This is a genomic window from Actinomyces sp., assembly GCF_030524025.1.
Lineage (GTDB): Bacteria > Actinomycetota > Actinomycetes > Actinomycetales > Actinomycetaceae > Actinomyces.
The window spans coordinates 1-26,553 of record NZ_JAUNHI010000024.1; the positions used below are offsets into that span (position 1 = coordinate 1).

General features: G+C 72.9%; 21 protein-coding genes. All 21 read left to right on the top strand.

What is annotated here, in order from left to right:
* Positions 1-225 precede the first annotated feature (225 nt).
* The 21 genes from mraZ (at position 226) to dnaE (ending at position 25,830) form a co-directional block, all read left to right on the top strand.
* On the top strand, positions 226-657 hold the full coding sequence (gene mraZ / locus Q4C85_RS09070; protein WP_303141446.1) for a division/cell wall cluster transcriptional repressor MraZ: 432 nt from the start codon (positions 226-228) through the stop codon (positions 655-657).
* 285 nt (positions 658-942) lie between these two features.
* Positions 943-2,073 carry a 16S rRNA (cytosine(1402)-N(4))-methyltransferase RsmH gene (gene rsmH, locus Q4C85_RS09075; RefSeq protein WP_303141447.1) on the top strand — a complete coding sequence of 377 codons (1,131 nt, stop codon included), beginning with the start codon at positions 943-945 and terminating at the stop codon, positions 2,071-2,073.
* Positions 2,070-2,543, top strand: a complete 474-nt coding sequence (locus Q4C85_RS09080; protein WP_303141448.1) for a hypothetical protein — start codon at positions 2,070-2,072, stop codon at positions 2,541-2,543. Before rsmH ends, Q4C85_RS09080 begins: the two co-directional genes overlap by 4 nt.
* Positions 2,544-2,548: 5 nt before the next feature.
* On the top strand, positions 2,549-4,426 hold the full coding sequence (locus Q4C85_RS09085; RefSeq protein WP_303141450.1) for a penicillin-binding protein 2: 1,878 nt from the start codon (positions 2,549-2,551) through the stop codon (positions 4,424-4,426).
* 144 nt (positions 4,427-4,570) lie between these two features.
* Positions 4,571-6,157, top strand: coding sequence for a UDP-N-acetylmuramoyl-L-alanyl-D-glutamate--2,6-diaminopimelate ligase (locus Q4C85_RS09090; RefSeq protein ID WP_303141452.1), 1,587 nt, complete (start codon positions 4,571-4,573; stop codon positions 6,155-6,157).
* 5 nt (positions 6,158-6,162) lie between these two features.
* Positions 6,163-7,683, top strand: a complete 1,521-nt coding sequence (gene murF / locus Q4C85_RS09095; protein ID WP_303141454.1) for a UDP-N-acetylmuramoyl-tripeptide--D-alanyl-D-alanine ligase — start codon at positions 6,163-6,165, stop codon at positions 7,681-7,683.
* Positions 7,680-8,768 carry a phospho-N-acetylmuramoyl-pentapeptide-transferase gene (gene mraY / locus Q4C85_RS09100; protein WP_303141456.1) on the top strand — a complete coding sequence of 363 codons (1,089 nt, stop codon included), beginning with the start codon at positions 7,680-7,682 and terminating at the stop codon, positions 8,766-8,768. Before murF ends, mraY begins: the two co-directional genes overlap by 4 nt.
* 79 nt (positions 8,769-8,847) lie before the next feature.
* Positions 8,848-10,359, top strand: a complete 1,512-nt coding sequence (gene murD, locus Q4C85_RS09105; protein WP_303141458.1) for a UDP-N-acetylmuramoyl-L-alanine--D-glutamate ligase — start codon at positions 8,848-8,850, stop codon at positions 10,357-10,359.
* Positions 10,359-11,687, top strand: coding sequence for an FtsW/RodA/SpoVE family cell cycle protein (locus Q4C85_RS09110; protein ID WP_303141460.1), 1,329 nt, complete (start codon positions 10,359-10,361; stop codon positions 11,685-11,687). Before murD ends, Q4C85_RS09110 begins: the two co-directional genes overlap by 1 nt.
* A gap of 58 nt (positions 11,688-11,745) precedes the next feature.
* Entirely contained in the window at positions 11,746-12,957 is a 1,212-nt protein-coding gene (locus Q4C85_RS09115; RefSeq protein WP_303141482.1) for a glycosyltransferase, read from the top strand.
* The gene (gene murC, locus Q4C85_RS09120; protein WP_303141461.1) at positions 12,954-14,441 is read left to right on the top strand and encodes a UDP-N-acetylmuramate--L-alanine ligase; all 1,488 of its coding nucleotides are present in this window, start codon (positions 12,954-12,956) and stop codon (positions 14,439-14,441) included. Before Q4C85_RS09115 ends, murC begins: the two co-directional genes overlap by 4 nt.
* Positions 14,438-15,373: a cell division protein FtsQ/DivIB gene (locus Q4C85_RS09125; protein ID WP_303141463.1), complete on the top strand. Its 936-nt coding sequence runs from the start codon at positions 14,438-14,440 to the stop codon at positions 15,371-15,373. Before murC ends, Q4C85_RS09125 begins: the two co-directional genes overlap by 4 nt.
* A gap of 181 nt (positions 15,374-15,554) precedes the next feature.
* Positions 15,555-16,829 (top strand): cell division protein FtsZ, encoded by a 1,275-nt coding sequence (gene ftsZ, locus Q4C85_RS09130; protein WP_303141483.1) that lies wholly within the window; start codon positions 15,555-15,557, stop codon positions 16,827-16,829.
* An 11-nt stretch (positions 16,830-16,840) separates the two neighbouring features.
* Entirely contained in the window at positions 16,841-17,614 is a 774-nt protein-coding gene (locus Q4C85_RS09135) for a polyphenol oxidase family protein (RefSeq protein ID WP_303141485.1), read from the top strand.
* A gap of 192 nt (positions 17,615-17,806) precedes the next feature.
* Entirely contained in the window at positions 17,807-18,271 is a 465-nt protein-coding gene (locus tag Q4C85_RS09140; RefSeq protein ID WP_303141464.1) for a cell division protein SepF, read from the top strand.
* 16 nt (positions 18,272-18,287) lie between these two features.
* Positions 18,288-18,584, top strand: coding sequence for a YggT family protein (locus Q4C85_RS09145; RefSeq protein WP_303141465.1), 297 nt, complete (start codon positions 18,288-18,290; stop codon positions 18,582-18,584).
* A gap of 149 nt (positions 18,585-18,733) precedes the next feature.
* Positions 18,734-19,339, top strand: coding sequence for a DivIVA domain-containing protein (locus Q4C85_RS09150; protein WP_303141468.1), 606 nt, complete (start codon positions 18,734-18,736; stop codon positions 19,337-19,339).
* Between the two features lie 146 nt (positions 19,340-19,485).
* A complete protein-coding gene (gene lspA, locus Q4C85_RS11825; protein WP_368501444.1) occupies positions 19,486-20,553 on the top strand; it encodes a signal peptidase II in 1,068 nt (355 codons plus the stop codon).
* Positions 20,550-21,470 carry an RluA family pseudouridine synthase gene (locus Q4C85_RS09160; protein WP_303141470.1) on the top strand — a complete coding sequence of 307 codons (921 nt, stop codon included), beginning with the start codon at positions 20,550-20,552 and terminating at the stop codon, positions 21,468-21,470. The genes lspA and Q4C85_RS09160 overlap by 4 nt, the downstream gene beginning before the upstream one ends.
* Positions 21,471-21,523: 53 nt before the next feature.
* Positions 21,524-22,156 (top strand): GNAT family N-acetyltransferase, encoded by a 633-nt coding sequence (locus Q4C85_RS09165; protein WP_303141472.1) that lies wholly within the window; start codon positions 21,524-21,526, stop codon positions 22,154-22,156.
* A 77-nt stretch (positions 22,157-22,233) separates the two neighbouring features.
* On the top strand, positions 22,234-25,830 hold the full coding sequence (gene dnaE / locus Q4C85_RS09170; RefSeq protein WP_303141474.1) for a DNA polymerase III subunit alpha: 3,597 nt from the start codon (positions 22,234-22,236) through the stop codon (positions 25,828-25,830).
* Positions 25,831-26,553: the final 723 nt, after the last annotated feature.

Sequence of the window (26,553 nt, forward strand, 5' to 3'; positions counted from 1 at the left end):
TCCACTGCCAGTCCACTGCCAGTGGCCGTGCCCACCGCCCGCGCCACGCCGGGAGGTGCGGGTCGACACATGCCCCTCCACTGTCCTCCACCGCGGAATTCTGCGGATTGAGCGGGGTCACGCCGTCGTCGTGACTGAAGGGCGACGTCATGGTGGAAGGAAAGGGAGGGAAGTGGAGTAATGTGGGGTGCACTGGATCGTCGAGGGGGAAGGGAGTGACGCCCGATGTTCTTGGGCACCCACGCCCCCCGGCTCGACGAGAAGGGCCGGCTCATTCTCCCGGCGAAGTTCCGTGACGAGCTCGCCGGTGGGATCGTCCTGACCCGGGGGCAGGAGCGCTGCGTCTACGCCTTCACCACCGCGGAGTTCGAGCGCATGTACGCCCAGCTCCGTGAGGCGCCCTTGGCGCAGAAGCAGGCGCGCGACTACGTGCGCGTCATGCTCTCGGGCGCGGACTCCCAGATCCCGGACAAGCAGGGGCGCATCACGCTCCCCGCCCCGCTGCGCGCCTACGCAGGGCTCCAGCGCGACCTGGCGGTCATCGGCGCCGGGGCGCGCGTGGAGATCTGGGACGCAGCGGCCTGGGAGGACTACCTGGCCACCCAGGAACAGGTCTTCGCCGACACCGCCGAGGAGATCATCCCGGGCTTCTTCTGACCTGTTCCGACCCGGCCACCACGGCCGGCATCGACGACAACGACATCCTGGAGCTGACCGCCCGCGGTTCCGCCCCGTGAGGTCTCCGCCCGCCGCACCGTCCGACGCCTCTTCCCCGGCGCCGGAACCTGCGGGAGGAGTCCTGGCGGGACGGCCCGGGGCGGGGAGCGCAGCCCGGACGGGCGCCCGACGGCGCCGCCCGCCGGACCGGGATCGACGCTGGGAACGCCTGGGGCACGACACGAAAGGAGGACTGGGGTGGACTGCACTCCCATTGAGGGCAACATGAGCCCCACACGCACCTCGCGTGCCAGGGGCACCACGGGTGACACGGTCGTGCCGGTGGCCGAGGCCGCTGCGCCCGCCTCCCGTCGTCACATCCCGGTCCTCCTGGAGCGCTGCCTCGAGCTGCTGGCTCCCGCCCTGGCGCCGCAGGACGGCGACGGGCCCGTGCTCATCGACTGCACGCTGGGCATGGGCGGGCACACCGAGGCCGCGCTCGAGCGCTTCCCCGGGCTGCGGGTCGTGGGCATCGACCGCGACCCCCAGGCCATCGCCCTGGCCGGGGAGCGCCTGGCCCGTTTCGGGCCGCGCTTCAGCGCGGTGCAGACCACCTACGACCACGTCGACGAGGTCGCGCGCTCCGCCTCGGTCCGCCAGGACGGCACCGTCGACGCGATCCTCATGGACCTGGGCGTGTCCTCGCTCCAGCTCGACGAGGTCGACCGCGGGTTCTCCTACGCCCGGTCCGCCCCGCTGGACATGCGCATGGACCAGTCCGGGGGCATGACCGCCCAGGAGCTGCTCGACACGGCCGAGGAGCGCGAGTTGGTCAGGATCCTGCGCTCCTACGGCGAGGAGCGCTTCGCCCCGCGCATCGCCTCCGCGCTCGTGCGCCGGCGCCGGGCGGGCGAGCCGGTGACGACGACCGACGAGCTGGTCGAGCTCGTGCGGGCCGCGGTGCCGGCCGCAGCGCGCCGCACCGGGGGCAACCCGGCCAAGCGCACCTTCCAGGCGCTGCGCATCGCGGTCAACGCCGAGCTCGAGGTCCTTGAGCTCGCGGTCCCACGGGCGCTCAACTCCCTGCGGGTGGGAGGGCGCCTGGTCGTGGAGTCCTACCAGAGCCTGGAGGACCGTGTCGTCAAGCAGGCACTGGCCGCGGGCGCCACCGCCCGCGCCCCCCAGGACCTGCCGGTCGTCCCGGCCCAGGCCCGGCCCTACCTCGAGCTGCTCACCCGCGGTGCGGAGCGGGCCGACGCCGCCGAGCAGTCCGCCAACCCGCGCAGCGCCTCGGTGCGGCTGCGCGCCGCCGCCCGGACCCGGCCCGCCGCCCAGGCCCCCGCACCGGGCGCCGAGCACCGCGCCCAGGGCGCACAACAGACAAGCAAGAACCACCGTGGAAGGACGCCTCGATGACCACGACAGCCGCGCGCAGCGCCGCCGCCCCCTCCTGGGGCGCCCTGACCGACGGGGCGACCGCCCGGGTGCGTCGCGCACGCACCGAGACCGTGGCGCGCCCGCGCCCGGCCGATCAGCATGAGGCCCCCCAGCTGCGGGTCGTCCGCGGTGTCGTCCCCGCGCGGGCGACCCTGCCCTTCCTCCTCCTGGTCGTTGTCATCCTGGCCGGAGCGCTCATCGCCTCGATGGCTCTCAACGCGAGGATGGCCGACACGGCCTTCAAGATGAAGACCGCCCAGGTCGAGCTCAATGTCCTCAACGACCACATCGAGACGGTGCGCGCCGATGTCCAGGACGTCTCGGCCCCCGACGCCCTGGCCGCCCGCGCCGCCGAGCTGGGCATGGTGCCCGCGGCCGCGCCCGGTGTCGTCGACCTCAACAGCTCCACGGTGGCCGGCGGCGCGCCCGCCGAGAAGCCGGGGGAGTAGGGCGCGTGAACCCCAGCCGTCGTCGTGTCCTCCAGTCGCTCGGACTCGCCGGTTTCGTCGCGCTGACCGGCAGAACCGCGTGGCTGCAGACGGTCGCGGGGCCCGAGCTGGCGGCCCAGGCGAAGGCCGAGCGCACCGTGACATGGGTCAACCGCGCCCCGCGGGGCGACATCCTGGGACGGGAGGGGACGGTGCTGGCCTCCTCGGCGGTGTCCTACGACATCGGTGTCAACCAGGTCAAGATCGCCCAGTACGAGCACGTCGAGGACCGTGTCGACCAGCGCACGGGCCGGATGGAGTCCGTCGTTGTCGGCCATGGCCCCGCCGCCGCCGCCAAGCAGATGGGGGAGATCCTCGGCCTGGACCCCCAGGAGCTGGGGGCGGCCATGGTGGGGGACTCGACCTACGTCGTCGTCGCCGAGGCCGTCGCCCCCGACACCTGGCGGCAGATCAAGGCCCTGGCGATCCCCGGGGTCGAGCCCGACCAGCGGACCCGGCGCACCTACCCGGCGGGGACCGTGGCCGGCAACGTCCTGGGCTTCACCTTCGAGGACGAGGGGCGGGTGCTCGTGGGCAACGCCGGTCTGGAGAACACCCAGAACGCCCTGCTGACCGGCACCGGCGGCCGGGGCAGCGTCGAGATCGGCAAGACCGGGGAGATCATCCCCACCGGGGAGCAGCAGGAGGTCCCGGCGGTGCCGGGCGTCACCGTGCGCACCACCCTCAACCCCGACCTCCAGGCACTGGCCCAGGAGGCCGTCGACGAGGTCGTCGCCGCCCAGGGCGCCGTGTGGGGCTGCGCCATCGTCATGGAGCCGTCCACCGGCAAGGTCCTCGTCCTGGCCGACTCCCACACCGTCGACCCGGCCGACCCCGCGGCCACCCCGGAGGCCGACCGTTACGCCCGCTGCGTGCAGGCGGTCTTCGAGCCCGGCAGCGTGGGAAAGGTCATCACCTTCGCCTCGGCGCTCGAGGAGGGGGTGCTCGACCCCGCCGAGGAGTGGACCGTCCCCTTCACCTGGACGACATCGAACGGTGAGAGCTTCCGCGACGCCCACGAGCACCCGCTCCAGGTCCTCACCAGCGCCCAGGTCCTGGCCGAGTCCTCCAACGTTGGCACGGTGCAGATCGGCGAGCGGCTCTCCGACGAGGTGCGCCACTCCTACCTCGAACGCTTCGGCTACGGGGCCACGACCGGCATCGAGATGCCCGGGGAGTCGGCGGGCCTGGTCATCCCGGTGGCGGAGTGGGACGCGCGCACCCGGTACACGACGATGTTCGGCCAGGGCATCGCCGGCACCGCCCTCCAGGCGGTCCAGGTGCTGGCCACGGTCGCCAACAAGGGGGTCATGGTCCACCCGCGGGTCATCGACGCCTGGATCGACGCCGAGGGCGTCGAGACCGCCCAGGAGCCCGCCCTGGGCGACCGGGTCATCTCGGAGGCCACCGCCCAGACCCTCACCGAGATGCTCATCGGCGTGACCCAGGAGGGCGGCACGGCCGAGGCGGCCTCCATCGACGGATACCTCGTGGCGGGCAAGACCGGCACGACCGAGATCCTCACCGAGGACGGGACCGTGGCCTCCTTCGTCGGCTTCACCCCCGCCCGTGACCCCGCCATCGCCGTGGCCGTCATCGTCTACCGCCCCGAGGGGACATACGGCGGCACGGTCGCCGCTCCCGTGTTCCGCAAGATCGCGCTGGCAGCCATGCACACCCTGGGCATCGCCCCGGACCCCGGGGTCATCGCCTCGCAGGCCGCCGACCAGGCCGACGCCGATGCCGCCCAGGCCGCACAGGAGGCGGGCGTTGCCCAGACCCCGCAGGACACCACCACGGTGACCCCGACGCCGCAGGCCACCGACGCCAGCTCCTCGGGTTGAGCCGGCCGGGCCGGCGGCGGGTGTGTGCTTGCGCACTGCGTGACCCGTCGGCTGAGGCCCTCGCCTGCGGTGTCTCGGCCCATGCCCTGCGCTAGCATCCCGGTTGACTAAAACGATTGCCCGGTCGCGATAGATTGAGGAACCATGAGCACCCACGCCTACGAGTCCGCAGCGGCGCTGCGCCCGCGCCACCCGGTGCCCACTGCCCTGGGGGCGCTGGCCGAGCGCTTCGGCCTGGCCGGTGACCCGGGGGCCGGCTCGGGCCTGGAGGTGGTCGGTGTGAGCGTGGACTCCTCCGACGTCGCCCCTGGCGAGCTCTTCATCGCCCTGCCGGGCTTCAGGGCCCACGGAGCGGACTACGCCGCCCAGGCCGTGGCCGCCGGGGCCGTGGCCGTGCTCACCGACGCCGAGGGTGCCGCGATCGTCAGGCGGGAGGCGCCCGGCGTGCCGGTGCTCGTCCACCCCGAACCCCGGGCGCTGGCGGGCCCGGTCGCCGCGGAGGTCCACCACCACCCCTGCCGGCGGCTGACGACCATGGCGGTGACCGGCACCAACGGCAAGACGACCACCGCCTACTTCCTCAACGCCATCCTGGCCGCCCACCTGGGGGCCTGCATGATCGCCGGCACCGTCGAGCTGCGGGTCGGAGGGCTGTCGGTGGAGTCGCCGCGCACGACCGTCGAGGCCCCCGTCCTGCAGCGCCTCATGGCGCTGGCGGTCGAGGAGGGCGTGGGCGGCGCCGCCCTGGAGGCCTCGAGCCACGCCATCGTCCTGCACCGCTTGGACGGCACTGTCGTCGATGTCGCCGGCTTCACCAACCTCCAGCGCGACCACCTCGACTTCCACCGGACCATGGAGGACTACCTCGAGGCCAAGGCCACCCTGTTCACCCCCGAGCACTCCCGCCGGGGCGTGGTCTGCGTCGACGACCAGTGGGGCGCCGCACTGGCAGCACGGGTCCGCCAGGCGGGGCTCATCGAGCTCGACCGGCTGCGGGCCTACCCCGGCCAGGCGGAGACCGATTGGTGGGTGACTGACGCCGAGGTGTCGATGACCGACGCCGCCACGACCTTCGTCCTTCACGGGCCGCAGGGCGAGCGCCTCGAGGCCTCCTGTCCGCTGCCGGGACTGGTCAACGTCCAGAACGCCGCCCTGGCGCTGGTCATGGCGATCCGCGCAGGCGTCCCGGCAGATACGGCGGTCGCCGCCCTGGCCCGGGCCCACGACATCCCCGGCCGGATGCAGCGCGTCTGCCAGCGGGACGGGGTGCGGGGCACGTGCATCGTCGACTTCGCCCACACGCCCGACGCCCTCGAGCTCGCCCTGACGGCGGTGCGCCAGATCACCCCGGGACGCCTCATCGTCGTCTTCGGCGCGGACGGCGACCGCGACGAGGGCAAGCGCCCGATGCTCGGCGAGGTCGCGGCCCGCCTGGCCGACGTGCTCGTCGTCACCGACGAGAACCCCCGTTCGGAGGACCCCGGGTCGATCCGCGAGGCGGTCCTGTCGGGGGTGCGCTCCGTGCGTCCCGACCTGGCCGACGTCGAGGAGGTCACGACCTGGCGCGCAGACGCCGTGCGCCGCGGCGTCGAGCTGTGCGGCCCCCAGGACACCGTCATCGTCACCGGCAAGGGCCACGAGCCCTTCCTCGAGGCCGCCGGTGAGTTCATCCGCTACAACGACGCCCCCGTCATGCGCCAAGCGGTCGCGGACAAGTGGGGCAGGAGCTGACACGCATGATTCCCCGTTCCCTTACCGAGATCGCCGCCATGGTCGGCGCCGTGCCGACCGACCTGGTGGCGGAGCGGGCGCCGGCCGTCCCAGCGGCCGGCGGGCCCGGTACCGATGTGGTCACGGGCGTGGTCACTGGCGTGGTCACGGACGTGATCACCGACTCCCGCCGCGCCGGGCCGGGCTGCCTGTTCGTTGCCATCGCCGGGCAGCGCACCGATGGGCACGCCCACCTGGGGCAGGTGGCCCGGGCCGGTGGGACCGCGGCCCTGGTCTCCGACCCGCAGGCGGCCCGGGCGGCCCTGGAGCGCGAGGGCGGCGGGCAGGACTTGCCCCTGCTCGTCGTCCCCGACACGGTTGAGGCACTGGGCGCGCTGGCACGCGGCCACCTGGCCGACCTGCGCGAGCGCGCCGTTCGCCGTGGCCGGGCACTGACGGTGGTGGGCATGACCGGGTCGGTGGGCAAGACGACGACCAAGGACCTCACCCGTCAGCTCCTGGCCGCCCAGGGGCCTACCATCGCCCCGGTGGCCAGCTTCAACAACGAGATCGGCCTGCCCATGACCGTCCTGGGCGCCGAGGAGTCCACCCGCTACCTCGTCCTAGAGATGGGGGCCTCCGGCCCGGGGCACATCGACTACCTCACCGACATCGCGCCGCTGGACGCCGCCGCGGTCCTCATGGTCGGCCACGCCCACATGGGCGGCTTCGGCTCGGTTGAGGGCGTGGCCGCCGCCAAGGCCGAGATCCTGCGCGGGCTGGTGCCCACCGGCACGGCGGTGCTCAACCGGGACGACCCCCGGGCCCTGGCGATGGCCGAGCTGGCGCCGGCGCGGGTGCTCACCTTCTCGGCGGCGGGCGACCCCGAGGCCGAGCTGCGCGCCACCGGGGTCCGGCTGGGGGACCGGGCCCACGCCTCCTTCGACCTGCACCTGCCCGGCCTGCCGGGCCCCCAGCACCTCACCCTGGCCCTTCCCGGCGGCCACAACGTGTCCAACGCCCTGGCCGCGGCCGGCCTGGCCCTGGCCGCCGGCGCCGACCCCCGCGACCTGGTCGAGGCGCTCGCGCAGGCCCGCATCGAGAGCCCCCACCGGATGGACGTCGGGCTCGTCGAGCGTCCGGCCGGCCAGGTCCTGCTCCTCGACGACTCCTACAACGCCAACATCGACTCGATGACGGCCGCCCTGCGCTCGCTGCCGGTGGTCGCCGGCAGGAGGCCGACGGTCGTCGTCGTCTCCGAGATGCTCGAGCTCGGCGAGTCCGCCCGCGCCGACCACGCCCTGGCCGGCAGGATCGCCGGGGAGGTCGGCGCCAGGCTCGTCGTGGGCATCGGTGCGGGCACCGATCCGCTCCTGCAGGAGGCGGCCCGCGCGGGCGCGCGCACCGTGCTCATGACCGATGCGCAGGAGGCGGTCGCCTCCATCGACGACCTCCTGCTCGACGGCGACGCCGTCCTCGTCAAGGGATCCCAAGGCTCAGGCGCCTGGCGCGTGGCCGACCACCTCAAGGAGGCCACCGACCGATGACCGCGATCCTCCTGTCCGCCGCTGTGGGCCTGCTCGTGACCCTGCTGGGCACGCCCCTGCTCATCCGCTTCCTCCACCGGCGCGAGTACGGCCAGTTCATCCGCCAGGACGGCCCCCAGCAGCACCTGACCAAGCGCGGCACTCCGACGATGGGCGGCATGGTCGTCATCGTGGCCACCGTGCTGGGCTACGCGGTGGCCAACCTCGTCGAGCTGCGCACCCCGCGCGCCTCGGGGGTGCTCCTGCTCTTCCTCATCGTCGGCCTGGGCCTGATCGGCTTCGTCGACGACTTCGCCAAGATCTCCAAGCAGCGCTCCCTGGGGCTGCGGGCCTGGCAGAAGATCGTCGGCCAGGCACTCATCGGCATCACCTTCTCGGTGGCGGCCCTGGCCTTCGCTGATCGCAACGGGCTGACCCCGGCCTCCACCCGCGTGTCCTTCGCCCGCGACTCCACCATCGACCTGGCTTTCGCCGGTGCCGGGCTGGGCGTGGTCCTGTTCGTCGTGTGGGCCAACTTCCTCATCACCGCCTGGTCCAACGCTGTCAACCTCACCGACGGACTCGACGGCCTGGCCGCGGGGTCCTCGGCCATGGCATTCGGGGCCTACACCCTCATCGGGGTGTGGCAGACCAACCAGTCCTGCACCTACGGCCACGGCGATGCGGTGGCCACGCTGTGCTACCAGACCCGCGACCCGCGAGACCTGGCCATGATCGCCGCGGCGCTCATGGGGGCCTGCTTCGGCTTCCTGTGGTGGAACGCCTCCCCGGCCAAGATCTTCATGGGGGACACCGGCTCGCTCGCCCTGGGAGGGGCCGTGGCCGGCCTGTCGATCCTCACACGCACCGAGTTCCTCGCGGTCGTCATCGGTGGGCTGTTCCTCGCCGAGGTCATGAGCGTGGGCATCCAGGTCCTGTCCTTCAAGACCACCGGTCGGCGTGTCTTCCGCATGGCACCGCTGCACCACCACTTCGAACTGGGAGGATGGACCGAGGTCAACGTCGTCATCCGCTTCTGGATCATCGCCGGCGCCTGCGTCGTGGTGGGCCTGGGGCTGTTCTACGCCGAGTACCTCGTGTCCTGAGGCCACTCGCGGCGACGGAACTGACCGACCGCCTCCCCGCCCGCCAGGCACGGGCACGCACGATGATCAGGTAAGGACCATGACGACCACCCCCACGTCCTTGGAACGGCTCGACGGCGCACTCGTGGGCGTCGTCGGGGCGGGAACCACGGGCCTGGCCGTCCTCGAGGCCCTCGACGGGCTCGGGGCGCGCGCCCACCTGCTGGACACGCGGCCCGAGGCCGTCGCCGGGCTGGGCGGGCGCGTCGAGGCCTCGACGGTCGGCGAGGCCCACGACCTGGCCGAGGCGCTCGAGGGGCTCGGCGCGGACCTGCTCATCGTCTCCCCGGGGGTGCCCGCCACCGGCCCGGTCCTGGGCGCTGCCCGACGCGCGGGCATCGAGGTGTGGAGCGAGATCGAGCTGGCCTGGCGCCTCCAGCAGGCACGCGACCCCCGGGTGCCCTGGCTCACGCTGACCGGTACCGATGGCAAGACGACGACGGCGGGCATGCTCGCGGCGATCCTGGCGGCCGCGGGCCTCAACGCCCCGGCAGTGGGCAACATCGGCGTGCCCGTCGTCACCACCGTGCTCGAGGGCCGCGCCCAGGCCATGGCCGTTGAGCTGTCCAGCTTCCAGCTCCACACGACCCGCTCGGTCTCTCCTCTGGCCTCGGCCTGCCTCAACCTGGCGCCTGACCACCTCGACTGGCACGGGGGCTTCGAGGCATACGCGGCCGACAAGGCCCGGGTCTACGCCCGCACCCGGCGGGCGGCCGTCTACAACGTCGCCGACCCGGCCACCGTACGCATGGTCGAGGAGGCCGACGTCGTCGAGGGCTGCCGGGCTGTCGGCTTCACCCTGGCGGCCCCCGCCCTGGGGCAGGTCGGGATGGTCGAGGAGGTCCTGGTCGACCGCGCCCACCACGCCGACCGCCTGCGCTCGGGCACCGAGCTGGCGACCCTGGCCGACCTGGCCCACCTGGCCCCCGGTGGGGACGCCGAGCGCCTGCCTCCCCACGTCGTGGCCGACGCCCTGGCCGCCGCCGCACTGGCCCTGGCCCACGAGGCCGTGGCCGCCGACCCCCGCGCCGTGGCACGCGGCCTGCGCGCCTTCACCCCCGGGGCTCACCGCCTGGCGACCGTGGCGCAGGGCGCAGGGGTGACCTGGGTGGACGACTCCAAGGCCACCAACCCGCACGCCGCCGAGGCGGCCCTCAGCTCCCTGCCCCCCGGCACCGGGGTGTGGATCGTCGGGGGCGACGCCAAGGGCGCCGACCTGACCGACCTCGTCCAGGCAGTGCGGCCGGTGCTGCGCGGCGCGGTTGTGATCGGCGCTGACCCCGAGGGGGTCCTCAGAGCACTGGCCGAACAGGCCCCCGGGCTCCCGGTCACCCGGGTCCCCCATGGCGGGGCGCGTGAGGTGGCCGATGCCGCGGTCGCCGCCGCAGCGGCCATGGCCCGCCCCGGGGACACCGTCATGCTCGCCCCGGCCTGCGCCTCCTGGGACCAGTTCCGCTCCTACGCCGAGCGCGGTGAGCTGTTCACCCGCGCAGCCCGTGCGCACGTCAACGGCCCGGCCCACCCGGCACCCTCCCACCGGGAGGGGGACTGATGGCCTCCGCCGACCCGAGGCCGGTCGGCGGACGGACGCCGAAGGTCCGTCCGAGGGTCCCCCGACCGGGGTCGATCGCCGACCGGTGGCACCGGCTGACCGGGCCGGACGGCCCCATCGAGGGGGACCGCTCGACACTGACCTACTACGCCCTGCTCATCGCCGCGCTCACGCTGCTGACCCTGGGTCTGACGATGGTCTTCTCCGTCCAGTCGGTGACCATCGCCCAGACCGGCGGCAACGCCTTCACCAGCTTCGCGCGCTACCTCGTCTTCGCGGTCCTGGGCCTGGTCGGGATGGCACTGCTGGCCCGCACGCCCATCAGGATGCTCAAGCTGATGGCCTGGCCGGCCCTCATCGCCTCCTGCGCCGCCCAGCTGCTCGTCTACGCGCCAGGCCTGCGCTACTGCGCGGGGGGCAACTGCAACTGGATCAAGATCCCCGTGGTCGGAACGATCCAGCCCTCGGAGTTCATCAAGCTGGGCCTGTGCCTCTTCCTGGGCGTCATGGTCTCCACGCGCCAGGACGCCTTCGTCGAGGGGGTGACCACCTGGCGCCAGGCCGGCCGGCTCCTGGGCTGGATCTTCGCCCCCGCCGCCGTGGCCGTCGTCCTCGTCCTGGGCGGAGGGGACCTCGGCACGGTCATCGTCCTGGCCCTGCTCGTGGCCGGGGCCCTGTGGATGGGTGGGCTGGGCTGGCGCTGGTTCGTCTGGCTCGGCGCGGCGGGAGCCACCGCCTTCTGCCTGCTGACCGCCCTGTCGGCCAACCGGCGTGCGCGCATCATCGCCTGGTGGAACCCCGAGGGCGCCGACCCCCTCGACGTCGGCTACCAGCCCAAGCACGGCCTGTGGGCGCTGGGCACAGGCGGCTGGTGGGGCGTGGGCCCAGGGGAGTCCCGCCAGAAGTGGGGCTACCTGACCCAGGCCGACTCCGACTACATCTTCGCCGTCCTGGGCGAGGAGTTCGGCCTCGTGGGCACCCTGCTCGTCGTCGCCCTGTTCGCCGTGCTCGGCGGCTGCTGCGTGCGGATCATCCGCCGCTCGACCTCCCTGTACGTCTCGGTGGTCACCGGCGGGCTCATGGCCTGGATCGTCGGGCAGGCCCTCATCAACATGTCGGTGGTCGTCGGGCTGCTGCCCGTCCTGGGCGTCCCGCTGCCTCTCATCAGCGCCGGCGGCTCCGCACTCATGTCCGTGCTCCTGGGGATCGGTGTGCTGCTCGCCTTCGCACGCAACGAGCCCGGGGCGCGTCAGGCGCTGCGTGCCCGCGCCGGGGCCGTGCGCCGTACCCTGGCCGTCATCGCACCCCGCAGGAGGAACCGTGCCTGAGACCCCGCCCCAAGGGCCGTCGACCGAGCCCGACCGCCCCGCGCCCCCCGGCCGCCCACTGCGCGTCCTACTGGCCGGGGGCGGCACGGCTGGGCACGTCAACCCGCTGCTGGCCACGGCGGCGGCCCTGCAGGACCCCGGCTCCGGCGGCGACCCGGGCACCCGCGTCCTCGTGCTGGGCACCCGCGAGGGTCTCGAGAGCCGCCTGGTCCCCGAGGCCGGCTACGAGCTCGCCCACGTGGCGCGGGTGCCCATGCCCCGGCGGCCCACCGGCGACCTGTTCCTCCTGCCCCGCCGGATGCGCCGGGCGGTGGCCGACGCCGGTGCCGCCATCGAGCGCGTCGGGGCCGACGTCGTCGTCGGCTTCGGGGGCTTCGTGTCCACCCCCGCCTACCTCGCCGCCCGCCGCAGCGGGGTGCCGGTGGTCATCCACGAGCAGAACGCCCGTCCGGGCCTGGCCAACCGCCTCGGCGCCGGATGGGCGGCTGCGGTGGCCCTCACCTTCGCATCGACCCGGCTGTCGGCCTCCTCGGGCAGGACCGAGGTGACCGGCCTGCCCCTGCGCCCGGCCATCGGCGAGCTCGTCGCCCGGCGTGCCACCGCCGAGGGAGCCATGGCGGCGCGCCACGAGGGCGCGGCCGCGCTCGGCCTGGACCCCAGTGCCACGACCCTGCTCATCACCGGCGGTTCCCTGGGCGCCCAGCACCTCAACGCGGTCGTCACGGCGGCCCTGGGGCACCTGCCCGCCGACCTTCAGGTCCTCCACCTGACCGGCCGGGACAAGGACGGCCCGGTGCGCGCCGCGGTCGCCGCAGCCGCGGGGGACGGAGACCTGGCCGAGCGCTACCACGTCCTGGACTACCTGACGACCATGGAACAGGCCTACGCCTGCGCCGACGGCGTCGTCTGCCGCTCGGGCGCGGGCACGGTCGCCGAGCTGACCGCACTGGGCCTGCCGGCCCTCTACGTGCCCCTGCCCATCGGCAACGGTGAGCAGCGGCTCAACGCCGCGGACTGCGTGGCCGCCGGCGGCGGCAGGCTCGTGGCCGACGCCGACCTGTCGGTCGACGACCTGCGCTCCTTCATCGACCTGCTGAGCGATCCCGAGGAGCGGGACAAGGCGGCGCGGGCGGCGGCCTCGACCGGGGTGCGCGACGCGGCGGCCCGCCTGGCCGCCCTCGTGCGCGACGTGGCCGGCGACCTTCCCGCCGACCCGCCCGGCCCGCAGGACGGCGCCGCAACCGACGACCCCGGTCAGGAGGAGCGATGAGCACCATCCCGTCGACGGACACGGCTCCGGCGGACCTGGAGGGCCTGTCCTTCCATCTCGTGGGCATCGGAGGGGCGGGGATGAGCGTCCTGGCCCTCCTCCTGGCCGAGCGCGGTGCCCGGGTGTCGGGCTCGGACGTCACCGAGGGGCGGGCGTTGGCGGGTCTGCGCGCGCGCGGCCTGCGCGTCGTGGTCGGCCACTCGGCCGACCACGTGCCCGCCGAGGCCACACTCGTCGTGTCCACCGCCATCAAGGAGGACAACCCCGAGCTCGTCGTGGCCCGCAGCCGCGGCCAGGAGATCCTGCACCGCTCCCAGGCGCTCGCCCTGGCGGCGGCCGGCCGCGACTTCGTCGCCGTCGCCGGCGCCCACGGCAAGACGACCACCTCGGGCATGCTCGCCCAGGCGCTGAGCGAGGCCGGTCAGGACCCCTCCTTCGCCGTGGGCGGGGTCGTGCGCGCCCTGGGCACCGGTGCGCACCTGGGCTCCGGCCGGGCCTTCGTCGCCGAGGCCGACGAGTCCGACCGGTCCTTCCTCAACTACTCCCCGGCCATCGAGCTCGTCACCAACGTCGAGCCCGACCACCTCGACTCCTATGGCTCCACCGAGGCCTTTGAGAAGGCCTTCGCCGACTTCGCCGACCGGCTCGTGCCCGGGGGGGTGCTCATCGCCTGCGCCGACGACCCCGGGGCCCTGCGCCTGGCCCGCGGGGCCGGGGAGCGTGGAGCCCGCGTCATCACCTTCGGCACGGCCCGACCCGATGAGCTGCCCGGCGGTGACCTGGTGGGCGAGGCCCATGTCGTCCTGGAGATCACGGACCGCCGAGCCGGCTCCACCGGCGCCGCGCTCACGCGTTGGACGGCCGGCCCCGCCGGCTTGCAGGCCTCGGCCCCGGTCGCCCTCGAGCTGTCCCTGCCGGGGGACCACGTGGCCCTCGACGCCGCCGGGGCCTGGGCCGCGGGCCTCGAGCTGGGCGTCGGGGCTGAGCAGATGGCGCGCGCCCTGGGCTCCTTCGGTGGAACCGGGCGCCGCTTCGAGGACCGCGGTGAGGCGGGCGGCGTGCGGGTGGTCGACGACTACGCCCACCACCCCACCGAGATCGAGGCCCTCATGAAGGCCGCCCGCAGCGTCGCCCAGGAGCGCGGCGGCCGGGTCCTCGTCCTGTTCCAGCCGCACTTGTTCTCCCGCACCCGCGACTTCGCCGAGCGCTTCGGAGCGGCGCTGGGACGGGCCGACCTGGTGGTGGTCACCGCCGTCTACGCCGCCCGCGAGGTCGCCGAGGACTTCCCCGGGGTCAGCGGCCTGACCGTCGCCGAGCGTGTCCCCGGTGGCCGCGGACGCTACGTGGCCGACCGCCTGCAGGCCGCCGAGGAGCTAGCCGGGGCTGCGCGTCGAGGCGACCTGCTCCTGACCGTCGGCGCCGGGGACGTCACCGAGATCGCCGACGTCGTCCTGGCCCACCTGCGCGTGGGCGAGGCGCGATGAGGAAACCGGGCTCCCCGCGCCCCTCCGCCCCCGAGGACGTCGACTCGGGGGCCGCCGGGGCCACGGGCGCCACTGGGCCCGCCTCCGGGCGCCGCGCACGGGGCCCGGGCCGGGAGCTGGCCCGGCAGCGCGCGGGCGGAGGCCTCGAGGTCTTCGGCCGGGGCACGGCGACCCAGCCCGGGCCGGCCCGCCGCGACCGGGTGGTGTCCACCGGACTGACCGACAGGCTCGCTGAGCAGCGCCAGGCCGCGCGGTCCCTGCACGCCCGGCGCCTGGGAGCCGTCCTCATCGTCCTGGGCGTGGTCGCGGCGCTCGTGTGGGCACTGGCCTTCTCCCCGCTGCTGGCCCTGCGCATGGGGGAGGTGACCGTGACCGGCTCGGACGGCACGGTCTCGACCGAGCAGGTCCGCGAGGTCCTGGCCACCCACGAAGGGATGGCACTGGTGCGCCTGGACGTGTCGGTCCTGGGCGATGAGGTCGCCGACTCCCTCGTGCGGGTCGACTCGGCGAGCGTGACCCGCTCCTGGCCCCACGGCCTGACGGTGACCCTGACGATGCGGGTGCCCGTGGCAGTGCGCCAGGTCGAGGCCGGTTATGAGGTCCTGGACGGGGAGGCGGTGGTGCTCGAGACCGTCGAGCAGCCCCCGGCCGGCCTGGTGACGATCGTCTCGGAGGACCAGGACCCCGACGCGGCGCAGGTCAGTGCCGTGGCGCAGGTGGTCGGCAGCCTCGACCAGGCAACCCGGGAACAGGTGGTATCGGGCAGCGCCTCCGCCTCCGGGCGGGTGACCCTGACCCTGGCCTCCGGTGCCACCGTGGTGTGGGGCGACACCTCCGAATCGGCGCTCAAGGCGCGTGTCCTGGCCCAGCTGATGACCCGCCAGGCGAGCACCTACGACGTGTCGAGCCCGCGCAGCCCGACCACCTCGTGACCGCGTCGTGATCCGACCGTGACAACTCGGAACACGCCGGGGCTCAATACGGCCGGGCCGCGGACGCGCCCCATAGCGTTGCCCTCGTCATCGCAGGAATGACATAAGTATAAACCTTAACCTGAGGTTGAAGGTTGAGGGGAGCCCCGACGGGCTCGGCACGATCACCCGGAGGCAGACAGTGGCGGAATCCCAGCACTACCAGGCAGTTATCAAGGTGGTGGGCGTTGGCGGCGGTGGCGTCAACGCCGTCAACCGCATGATCGAGGCCGGCCTGCGCGGCGTGGAATTCATCGCCGTCAACACCGACGCCCAGGCGCTGCTCATGTCGGACGCCGACACCAAGCTCGACATCGGCAGGGACCTCACGCGCGGGCTGGGCGCGGGTGCCGACCCTGCGATCGGCCGCAAGGCGGCCGAGGACCACGTCGAGGACATCCGCGAGGCCCTGGCGGGCGCGGACATGGTCTTCGTCACTGCGGGGGAGGGCGGCGGCACCGGAACGGGCGCCGCGCCGGTCGTGGCCCGGGTGGCCCGCGAGCTGAGCGCGCTGACCATCGGCGTCGTGACACGCCCCTTCATGTTCGAGGGCCGGCGCCGTGCGGCCCAGGCCGAGGACGGCGTGAACAACCTGCGCGCCGAGGTCGACACCCTCATTGTCATCCCCAACGATCGCCTCCTGCAGATCGCTGACCGCCACATCAGCGTCGTCGACGCCTTCAAGCAGGCCGACCAGGTTCTCCTCCAGGGTGTCCAGGGCATCACCGAGCTCATCACCACCCCCGGTCTCATCAACGTGGACTTCAACGACGTCAAGTCGGTCATGCAGGACGCCGGCAGCGCCCTCATGGGCATCGGCTCGGCCACCGGGGACGGCCGGGCGCTGGCCGCCACCGAGCAGGCCATCGCCTCGCCCCTGCTGGAGTCCTCGATCGAGGGCGCCCACGGCGTGCTCCTGTTCTTCCAGGGCGGGTCGGACCTCGGCCTGTTCGAGATCTCGGAGGCCGCCAACCTCGTGCGCGAGTCTGTCCACCCGGAGGCCAACATCATCTTCGGCAACGTGGTCGACGGTGCCCTGGGCGATGAGGTCCGCGTCACCGTCATCGCCGCGGGCTTCGACGACGAGCCGGTCACCGCCGGCCCGGCCGAGACCTTCCGGCCCAAGGCGGTCGAGAGCTCCCTGTCGCGGGCCGCGGCCTCGGCGCGCCCGGCCGCGCGGACGCGCACCGAGCCGGTGGCCGTCCCGCGCGGCGCCCACGCCGCCGACAACCCGGTGACCCGCCCGGCCTCGGCCCCCAGTCCGAGCCCGGCGGTCCCGCTGTCGGCGGTCACCAGTGAGGTTCCGGCCTATGTCGACGACTCCCTACCCGAGGCCGTCCCCGAGCTCGAGGTCCCCCGGGTCATCGGGATCGACGCCGAGCGCGACGAGATCGACCTGCCCGACTTCCTGCGCTGAGCACTGGAGTGCTGCACCGCGAGGACCTGCTCGAGGTCGACCTGGGCCCCCGTGCCCGCGGGTACTTCACGACCCGCGGCGCGGGGGCCCGGCCCGTCACGCCGCAGGAGCCCTATGCCGGGGCCAATCTGGCCCTGCATGTCGGTGATGACCCGGCGCGCGTCGGGGCCCTCAGGTGCCGCCTCGAGGAACTGGTCGGCGCCGCCCGGCGCGCCGACGGGCGCAGCGCCGTGGCGTGGATGAACCAGGTCCACTCCGCCCTCGTCGCCCCCGCCGACACCGGTGCCGAGCCGACGGCCGACGCCCTCGTGCTGGACGCCCGGACCGCCGGGCCCGGGCCGGCGGCGGTCGGCGTGCTCGTGGCCGACTGCGTCCCACTGCTCCTGGCCTCCCACGACGGGGCCCTCGTGGCGGCGGTCCACGCCGGGCGCCGGGGCATGCTCGACGGCGTGGTCGGCGCGGCACTGGAGGTGCTGGCGGCGCTGGGGGCCGAGCCTGCCGACCTGTGGGCGGCCACCGGCCCGTCGATCTGCGGGCGCTGCTACGAGGTCCCCGAGACCCTGCACCGCAGCAGCGCGCAGATCGAGCCCGCCTGCGCCTCGACGACGCGCTGGGGGACCCCCGGCCTCGACGTCGCCGCCGGCGTGCTCGCCCAGCTCCGTCGCGCCGGCGTGGGACGGGTCGCCGCCTCCACCTGGTGCACCTACGAGGACGAGCGCTTCTACTCCTACCGCCGCCAGGCGGTCACGGGCCGTCTCGCCGGCGTCGTCATCGCCCGCACGTGAGATCGGCCGACGGGCCGGCGCGGGACCGGCCGGGGCCGTCCAGAGCCCGTGTCGGCCCGGCGCAGGCGCGGGCGGACGGCGGCTACCCACGACGGCGGTGACACGCCGGGCCCAATGACCCGGGAGCAGGCCGATGCTCGATACCGTTCAGCACGTCCGGGCCGTCGGGGCTGGACAGACAAGGAGCAACCCATGAGCGCCCTGCGCAAGATGTCGACCTTCCTGGGCTACGCCGAGCCGGTCGAGGAGGCCTACGACGACGAGTACCGCGTCGGTGAGGACTATGTCGACGAGGACTTCGCGGACAGCGAGAACGGCTACGAGGACGCTTTCGAGGAGGCTCCGGCCGCCGCGCCCGCGCCCGTCGCCGCGCCGGACCTCAGGCGCATCGTGACCGTGCACCCCTCGACCTACAACGAGGCCCGTGTCATCGGGGAGTCCTTCCGCGACGGCGTGCCGGTCATCGTCAACCTGACGAACATGAGCGAGTCCGATGCCCGACGCATGGTGGACTTCTCCGCTGGCCTCGTCTTCGGTCTCCACGGCGCCATCGAGCGGGTCACCCCCCGCGTCTTCCTGCTGACCCCTGCCACGGTGGACATCGACGGCGGCGAGGCGGCCGACGAGCCCCGCGGCCGCTTCTTCAACCAGAGCTGACGGGCGGCCCTGCGCCGTGAGCACCCTCGCATCGGTTGTGACCATCGTCTCAGCCCTGCTCAACCTCTACCTCCTCATCCTGCTCGTGCGGGTGGTGCTGGACTGGATCCAGCTCTTCGTCCGCCAGTGGCGGCCCACCGGCGCCATTCTCATCCTGGCCAACGTGGTCTACGCCCTGACCGACCCGCCCCTGCGGTGGCTGCGACGGGTCGTGCCGGTCCTGCGGCTGGGGGCGATGGGGATCGACCTCAGCTTCCTCGTCCTGTGGCTCGGCATCATCGTCCTGCAGCGGGTTCTCGCGCTCCTGGTCTGACATCCCGGAGCTGGCGCCACGCCGAGACCGACGGGTGATCTTCGACGTCCCCTATGGCGTGAAGTTGAAGTTCAGGTACTCTGTCCGCATGAGTGACCGGCTCTCCCGGTGCTCGTGACACTTTCCGTAACGACACCGAGGTGACGACTATGACGCTTCTGACGGCAGATGACGTCCTCAACAAGAAGTTCCAGGCGACCAAGTTCCGCGAGGGCTACGAGCAGGACGAGGTTGACGAGTTCCTCGACGAGGTCGTCGAGGCCATGCGGCAGCTGGAAGCTGAGAACGCCGACCTCAAGGCCCGCCTCGAGGCTGCCAACAACCGCGTGGCCGAGCTCGGTGCGGGCGCCCCTGTCGCGCCCAAGGTCACCGAGACCCAGATCGTCGCCCCGGTTGTCGAGGCCAAGCCGGTCGCCGCTGTCCCGGTGCCCGCCGGTGGTGTCGAGGAGCCCTCGGCGGCCTCTGGGATGCTCGAGCTGGCCCAGCGCCTGCACGACGAGCACGTGGCCAACGGCCGTGCCGAGGGCGAGCGCATCGTGGCCGAGGCCCGCGCCACGGGCGAGCAGATCGTCCGCGAGGCCGAGGACCAGCGCAACCGGACCCTCGCCCAGCTCGAGAAGGAGCGTTCCGGTCTGGAGCACCGCATCGACGAGCTGCGCCGCTTCGAGTCGGACTACCGCACCCGCCTCAAGAGTTACCTCCAGGGCCTGCTGGCCAATGTCGAGGACGGCGGCACCGACGCCTCGAACCTCTGACCTGCTGAGAGGGCTGAGGCACCGGTCGCGTCCTGCCGTGCCCCGGTCCACTCCGGTCCCCCGGGGGCGGCGGCCCATCCCGGGCCGCCGCCCCCGAACCATGTCCGGGCGGCGCATGCCGCGCCCTGCGAACCTGTGAAGGACCCATGAGCACGACCAGCCCTCAGCCGACAGACTCCATCACCGACCTGGGCCCCGACCAGGCGGCGGGCACTGACAAGGAGACCGCGATGACGTCGGTGTGGCGGGTCCAGGGGGAGCCTTCGCAGACGGCGGGCGGGTTGCGGCGACCGGGCCGCGCCGTCGTGGTCCTGTGGCTGCTGGCGGTGGCGGTCGTCCTGCTCGACCAGCTGACCAAGGTCTGGGCGACCAGGGCCTTGGCCGACGGCGAACGCGTCGCCCTGCTCGGAGACTGGCTGGGCCTGGTCCTCGTGCGCAATCCGGGCGCCGCCTTCTCCCTGGCCTCGGGCCAGACCTGGATCCTGACGGCGGTGGCCATCGTCGTCACCGTGGTCGTCCTGCGCATCTCCCGCCGGCTCGCCTCGATCTGGTGGTCCCTGGCGCTCGGCCTGGTCCTGGGCGGGGCCGTGGGCAACCTCATCGACCGCCTCGTGCGCGCACCAGGGGTCTTCCGCGGCCATGTCGTCGACTTCATCGACTACGCGGGCTTCTTCGTCGGCAATGTCGCCGACATCGCGATCGTCGGGGCGGCGGGCCTCATTGTCGTCCTGTCTCTGCTGGGCATCGAGATCGACGGTACCCGGGTGGGCGAGGCATCTGACCACGGGGAGTCCGCCGCGGTCCAGACCCTGGGGCGTCAGGCGCGCCGACGCGGCGGGGCCCGGGGCAGGCGGTTGGCGGCCGTGACCACCGCCCCCACCGGGGAGGCCGATGACGACCCGGCGGCTGGTTCCGCCAAGCCCGTGGAGCCCGTGGAGCCCGAGGTACCCGTGGCACCCGAGGCGCCCGCGGGCGTCGGCTTGGCCGGGGACCGGGTGGAGTCCCAGGCGCCCAGGCGCCTGTCCTGGGACCTGGAGGTGGGGGAGTCCGAGCAGCGGGCGGACCCGGCTGACACCGGGTCCACCTGGGCCGACGGCGCCGAGCTGCGAGCCCTGCGCTCCCAGGGGCTGAGGGCGGCCGCCTCTGAGCCGGCCGCCGATGGCCCCGACGCTGCCGTGCCCGCCACGGAGCCGCAGAGCGAGGACAAGGCGTGAGCCTGCGGCTGCTGCCGGTGCCCGATGGGCTCGCCGGCGAGCGGGCCGACCTCGGCCTGTCCCGGATGACCGGCCTGTCGCGCACCCGCACCGGGGAGCTGTGCGCCGCCGGTCGGGTCCTCCTCGACGGGCGCCCGGTCGGCAAGTCCGAGCGCCTGACGCCGGGCTCGATGATCGAGGCCGACCTGCCCGACCCCGGGCCGACGGCGCCCGTGGCCACGCCGGTCGAGGGCATGGGCGTTTTGTACGAGGACCATGACATCATCGTCGTCGACAAGCCCGCTGGGGTGGCCGCCCACCCCTCGATGGGATGGGGCGGGCCGGATGTCCTGGGCGCCCTGGCGGCCATGCACGTGACCGTGGCGACCTCGGGTGCCGCCGAGCGCCAGGGCATCGTCTCGCGCCTGGACGTGGGCACCTCGGGAGTGATGATCGTGGCCAAGGGGGAGCGGGCGTACTCGGTGCTTAAACGCGCCTTCCGCGAGCACGCCGTCGACAAGGTCTACCACGCCCTCGTCCAGGGCCACCTCGACCCCTCCTCGGGCACCATCGAGGCGCCGATCGGACGCCACCCCGGCCGGGAGTGGCGCATGGCCGTCATCGACGGCGGCCGGGAGTCCATCACGCACTACGACGTCATCGAGGCGATGCCCGGGGCCTGCCTGGCCGAGATCCACCTCGAGACCGGGCGCACCCACCAGATCCGCGTCCACATGTCCGCCGTGGGCCACCCCTGCGTCGGCGACGCCACCTATGGGGCCGACCCCGCCCTGACCGAGCGCACGGGGCTGCGGCGCCAGTGGCTCCACGCCCGCGAGCTCGGCCTGGCCCACCCGATCACGGGGGAGTGGATGACCTTCAGCTCGGAGTACCCCGAGGACCTCGTCCACGCCCTGGACGTCCTGCGCCTGCCCTGAGCCCGCCTCCGGGCGGGAATGGGTGGCCCAGGAGCCGCGCACAAGGAGCGACCATGACACAGACCCCCATCGCCGAGCCGCTCCGGCCCGGCTTCCCCGTCCTGCGCATCCCGCCGGCCCTTCAGCTCCATGAGCCGGTGTCCTTCACGGCTATTCGCGGCGATGAGGCCGGCGCCCGGGCCGAGGCCGTGCGGCTGGGGATCATGGACGTGCGCCTCGAGGTCTTCGTGGCCGAGCAGGCGGTGCCCTTCGCCCAGGAGATCGACGCCCGCGACTTCGAGCCGGGCACGATCCACGTCCTGGCCCGCGGCGCCGACTCCATCCCTCTGGCCGCCGGGCGCCTGCTCACCGAGCCCGGCCACCCCGGCCGGGTCCACCTGGGCAGGCTGGCGGTGCGGATGGTGGCGCGCGGCACGGGCCTGGGGGCCAGGATGGTCGCCGCCCTGGAGAAGGCGGCCATCGAGCACGCCGGAACGCCCGTGGATGCCCACCCGGCCGCCGGGCTCGGGCCGGGCGCCCGGACAGTGACGGTCATCCTGTCGGCCCAGGAGCAGGCGATGGGCTTCTACCGGCGCTGCGGCTACCGGGTCCTGACCGGCGAGTCCTACCTCGACGCGGGCATCCCCCACCAGGACATGGCCCGCACCCTGACCCGCGGGAGCGCGCCGGGCGCGGGGGCCCGGTGAGGCCCGGCCGAGGCCATGGTGGCGCCCCGCACACGGCCGTTGCCCGCCCCCGGCGGCCGTGGCCCTAGGATGAGGACATGGCGGCGACGAGTGATGAGGCGGGGCAGGACCGGGGTACCGAGACCAGGGACGACTTCGTCCACCTCCACGTCCACACCGACTACTCGATGCTCGACGGGGCGGGCAAGATCAAGGACTACGTCGCCGAGGCCAAGCGGCTGGGCCAGCCCGCCCTGGCTGTGACCGACCACGGCTACATGTTCGGCGCCTACGAGTTCTACGCCGCCGCGACCAAGGCCGGGATCAAGCCGATCATCGGGGTCGAGGCCTATATGACCCCGGGGACCTCCCGCTTCGACAAGACGCGGGTGTTCTGGGGCGAGGAGTCCCAGCGCTCCGACGACGTCTCCGCCCGCGGCTCCTACACCCACATGACCCTGCTGTCGCGGAACAACGAGGGCCTGCACAACCTCATGCGCATGGACTCCTACGCCTCCCTGGAGGGACAGTGGGGCAAGGCCCCGCGCATGGACCGCGAGCTGCTCTCACGCTACGGCGCCGGCCTTATCGGCACCTCGGGCTGCCCCTCCAGCGAGGTCCAGACGCGTCTGCGTCTGGGGCAGTGGGACGAGGCCCTGCGCTGCGCCGGCGAGCTTCAGGACATTTTCGGGCCGGAGTTCTTCTACGTCGAGCTGATGGACCACGGCCTGGAGATCGAGCGGCGCGTCACCAAGGACCTGCTCGCCCTGGCCAAGGAGATCGGCGCGCCCCTCCTGGCCACCAACGACTCCCACTACGTGCGCCCCGAGGATCGCACCATCCAGGACGCGATGCTGTGCATCAACTCCGGCTCGGTGCTCACCGACCCGGACCGTTTCAAGTTCGACGGCGACACCTACTACCTGCGTCCCGGGCGGGAGATGCGAGAGCTGTTCAAGGAGATGCCGCAGGCTTGCGACAACACCCTGCTCGTGGCCGAGCAGTGCGACGTCAGCTTCGCCACCGTCGACGACGGAGCCTCCTTCATGCCCGTCTTCCCCGTCCCCGAGGGCGAGACGATGGAGTCGTGGTTCATCAAGGAGTGCTGGGCCGGTATGGAGCGGCGCTTCCACGGCTCGATCCCCGAGGACTGCAGGGCCCAGGCGGAGTACGAGATCGGCGTCATCGTCCAGATGGGCTTCCCCGGCTACTTCCTCGTCGTGGCCGACTACATCAACTGGGCCAAGGAGCACGGCATCCGCGTGGGCCCCGGACGCGGCTCCGGCGCCGGCTCGATGGTCGCCTACGCCATGGGCATCACCGAGCTCAACCCGCTGGAGCACGGGCTCATCTTCGAGCGCTTCCTCAACCCCGAGCGCATCTCGATGCCCGATATCGACGTCGACTTCGACGAGCGCCGGCGCGACGAGGTCATCGAGTACGTCAAGGCCAAGTACGGGGCCGACCGCGTCAGCCAGGTCGTCACCTACGGGGTCATCAAGGCCAAGCAGTCCCTCAAGGACTCCAGCCGCGTCATGGGCTACCCCTACGCCGTCGGCGACCGCCTGACCAAGGCGATGCCGCCGACCGTCATGGGCTCGGACATCTCCATCAAAGGGATGTTCAACCCCGAGGACCCCCGCTACGGGGAGGCCCAGGCCTTCCGCGAGCTCCACGCCGAGGACCCCGACGCCCAGAAGATCGTCGAGCTCGCGCGCGGCCTGGAGGGCATGACCCGCCAGTGGGGGGTGCACGCCTGCGCGGTCATCATGTCCTCCGAGCCCCTGACCGACATCATCCCCATGATGCAGCGCCTCCAGGACGGCGCCTTCATCACCCAGTTCGACTACCCGACCTGCGAGCACCTGGGCCTGCTCAAGATGGACTTCCTGGGGCTGCGCAACCTCACGGTCATCTCCGACGCCCTGGACAACATCGTGGCCAACGGCAAGGAGGCCCTCGACATCGACAACGTGGGCCTCGATGACCGCGGTACCTACGAGCTGCTCGCCCGTGGCGAGACCCTCGGGGTCTTCCAGCTCGACGGCGGAGGCATGCGCACCCTCCTGCGCCTCATGAAGCCCGACAACTTCGAGGACATCTCTGCCGTCGGCGCCCTGTACCGACCGGGCCCCATGGGGGCTGAGTCCCACACCAACTACGCCCTGCGCAAGAACGGCCAGCAGGAGATCGTCCCGATCCACCCCGAGCTCAAGGAGGCCCTCGAGCCGATCCTGGGCACGACCTACGGCCTCATCGTCTACCAGGAGCAGGTCATGAAGATCGCCACCGACCTGGCGGGCTTCACGATGGGCAAGGCCGATGCCCTGCGCAAGGCGATGGGCAAGAAGAAGATGGACATCCTGGACAAGATGTTCGTCGAGTTCGAGGCCGGGATGGTCGCGGGGGGTTTCTCCAAGGAGGCCGTCAAGACCCTGTGGGACGTCGTCGTCCCCTTCGCCAAGTACGCCTTCAACAAGGCGCACTCGGCGGCCTACGGGGTCGTGTCCTACTGGACGGCCTACCTCAAGGCGCACTACCCCACCGAGTACATGGCCGCCCTGCTGACCAGCCAGAAGGACAACAAGGACAAGCTGGCCGTCTACCTCGCCGAGTGCCGCCACATGGGCATCACGGTCCTGCCCCCCGACGTCAACGCCTCGCGGGCGCAGTTCTCCGCCGTCGACGACGACGTCCGCTTCGGCCTGGCGGCCATCCGCAACGTCGGGCTCAACGTCGTCGACGCCATTGTCCAGGCCCGCCGGGACAAGGGCGAGTTCACCAGCTTCGAGGACTTCCTCGACAAGGTACCGGCCGTCGTGTGCAACAAGCGCACCATCGACTCCCTCATCAAGGCGGGGGCCTTCGACTCCCTGGGCAAGAGCCGTCGCGCCCTGCAGGCCTGCCACGAGGACCTCGTCGACGAGATCATCGGGGTCAAGCGCAACGAGGCCGCTGGGCAGTTCGACCTGTTCGCCTCCCTGCTCGACAGCGCCGCCGAGGACGCCTTCGGTTCCGGGCCGGTGTTCTCCTCGGAGGTCCCCGACCTGCCGGAGTGGGACAAGAAGGACAAGCTCGCCTACGAGCGCGACATGCTCGGGCTCTACGTCTCCGACCACCCGCTGCTCGGGCTGGAGGGCGTGCTGGGTTCCCTGGCCGACACGGAGATCTCCGAGCTCCACGAGGACGAGGAGCGCCCGGACAACACGATGGTCACCATCGCCGGTCTCATCACCGGTCTGACCCGCAAGACGACCAAGCAGGGCAACCTGTGGGCCATCGCCCAGATCGAGGACCTCGGCGGCACGATCGAGGCCCTGTTTTTCCCGGCGACCTACCAGACGGTCTCCACGATGCTCGCCCCCGACACCGTGGTCACCGTGCGCGGCCGGCTCAGCCGCCGTGACGGGCAGGTGTCGATCTACGCCCAGGAGATGACCATCCCCGACGTCTCCCGCGCCACCCACGAGGCGGTGACCATCGCCCTGCCCGCCAACCGGTGCACCGGGGCGCTGGTCGAGCAGTTCAAGGAGGTTCTCACCCGTCACCCGGGCATGTCGACCGTGCGCCTGACCCTGACCAGTCCGGGCCGGGAGGTGCGCACCCAGCTCGACGCCTCCTTGAGCGTCGAGGCCTCGCCCGCCTTCTACGGCGACATCAAGGCGCTGCTCGGACCGGCCTGCCTGCGTCGGTGAGGCGGGCACCGGTCCGGGGTCGCCCGCACCCAGGACCGGGGAGGCCGGCTCCGATCGATCGGTCTGGGGCGGCTATCCCTCAGGGGCGCCGAGGATGCCGCGGGTGAGCCAGGCCCCGCTGCGCTCGACCAGCATGATGGTGGCGTGGGCGGCGTCCTTGAGGGCCGGGTCGCGGTGCCGATCGGCGGCGGCATGTCGGCCGCCTTGCCCTGACCTCAAGGGCAGCGGGGCACCGCCACGATCACTGACTCCTGTGATTCCCAGGGTTGGGCTGGGTGACACGGGTCCGGGACCGACGTGGCGAGTCCGGACCCCTCCCCCTCGCCGAGATCGGGACATATGGCACCTCGAGATCGGTAGATATGGCACGGCCGGGCGCGGGAGCGTCGGTCAAGCCTGGTGGGGCGGGTGCTGCGTGGCGGATCGGGCCGGGGCTCGGGGGCGGCGTGGGGCTGGGTGGCCTGACGCGCTCGTGCGGCTGGTCGAGGTCGAGCGTGTGCAGGCGGTCCTCGTCGCCGTCGGTCAGCGGGCCTGTGTCGGCCACGACAGGCATGCCCCAGGCCGGTGACCGTGCCCAGGTGCGGCCAAGACACGCACCCGGCCCCACTGCTTGTCCGACGACGACCCGTGGCATCACACGGTATCTTCCCCGCCCAGGTCGCCTGACGACCGCGCATCGTGGTCACAGTGACGGCGGCGGTCCGCACCAGGACCAAGGGCCCG

What these genes read in the sequence shown, in the direction of transcription:
- mraZ (WP_303141446.1), top strand. Translation starts at nt 226, where the DNA reads ATGTTCTTGGGCACCCACGCCCCCCGGCTCGACGAGAAGGGCCGGCTC.
- rsmH (WP_303141447.1), top strand. Translation starts at nt 943, where the DNA reads ATGAGCCCCACACGCACCTCGCGTGCCAGGGGCACCACGGGTGACACG.
- Q4C85_RS09080 (WP_303141448.1), top strand. Translation starts at nt 2,070, where the DNA reads ATGACCACGACAGCCGCGCGCAGCGCCGCCGCCCCCTCCTGGGGCGCC.
- Q4C85_RS09090 (WP_303141452.1), top strand. Translation starts at nt 4,571, where the DNA reads ATGAGCACCCACGCCTACGAGTCCGCAGCGGCGCTGCGCCCGCGCCAC.
- murF (WP_303141454.1), top strand. Translation starts at nt 6,163, where the DNA reads ATGATTCCCCGTTCCCTTACCGAGATCGCCGCCATGGTCGGCGCCGTG.
- mraY (WP_303141456.1), top strand. Translation starts at nt 7,680, where the DNA reads ATGACCGCGATCCTCCTGTCCGCCGCTGTGGGCCTGCTCGTGACCCTG.
- murD (WP_303141458.1), top strand. Translation starts at nt 8,848, where the DNA reads ATGACGACCACCCCCACGTCCTTGGAACGGCTCGACGGCGCACTCGTG.
- Q4C85_RS09110 (WP_303141460.1), top strand. Translation starts at nt 10,359, where the DNA reads ATGGCCTCCGCCGACCCGAGGCCGGTCGGCGGACGGACGCCGAAGGTC.
- murC (WP_303141461.1), top strand. Translation starts at nt 12,954, where the DNA reads ATGAGCACCATCCCGTCGACGGACACGGCTCCGGCGGACCTGGAGGGC.
- Q4C85_RS09125 (WP_303141463.1), top strand. Translation starts at nt 14,438, where the DNA reads ATGAGGAAACCGGGCTCCCCGCGCCCCTCCGCCCCCGAGGACGTCGAC.
- Q4C85_RS09140 (WP_303141464.1), top strand. Translation starts at nt 17,807, where the DNA reads ATGAGCGCCCTGCGCAAGATGTCGACCTTCCTGGGCTACGCCGAGCCG.
- Q4C85_RS09150 (WP_303141468.1), top strand. Translation starts at nt 18,734, where the DNA reads ATGACGCTTCTGACGGCAGATGACGTCCTCAACAAGAAGTTCCAGGCG.
- lspA (WP_368501444.1), top strand. Translation starts at nt 19,486, where the DNA reads ATGAGCACGACCAGCCCTCAGCCGACAGACTCCATCACCGACCTGGGC.
- Q4C85_RS09165 (WP_303141472.1), top strand. Translation starts at nt 21,524, where the DNA reads ATGACACAGACCCCCATCGCCGAGCCGCTCCGGCCCGGCTTCCCCGTC.
- dnaE (WP_303141474.1), top strand. Translation starts at nt 22,234, where the DNA reads ATGGCGGCGACGAGTGATGAGGCGGGGCAGGACCGGGGTACCGAGACC.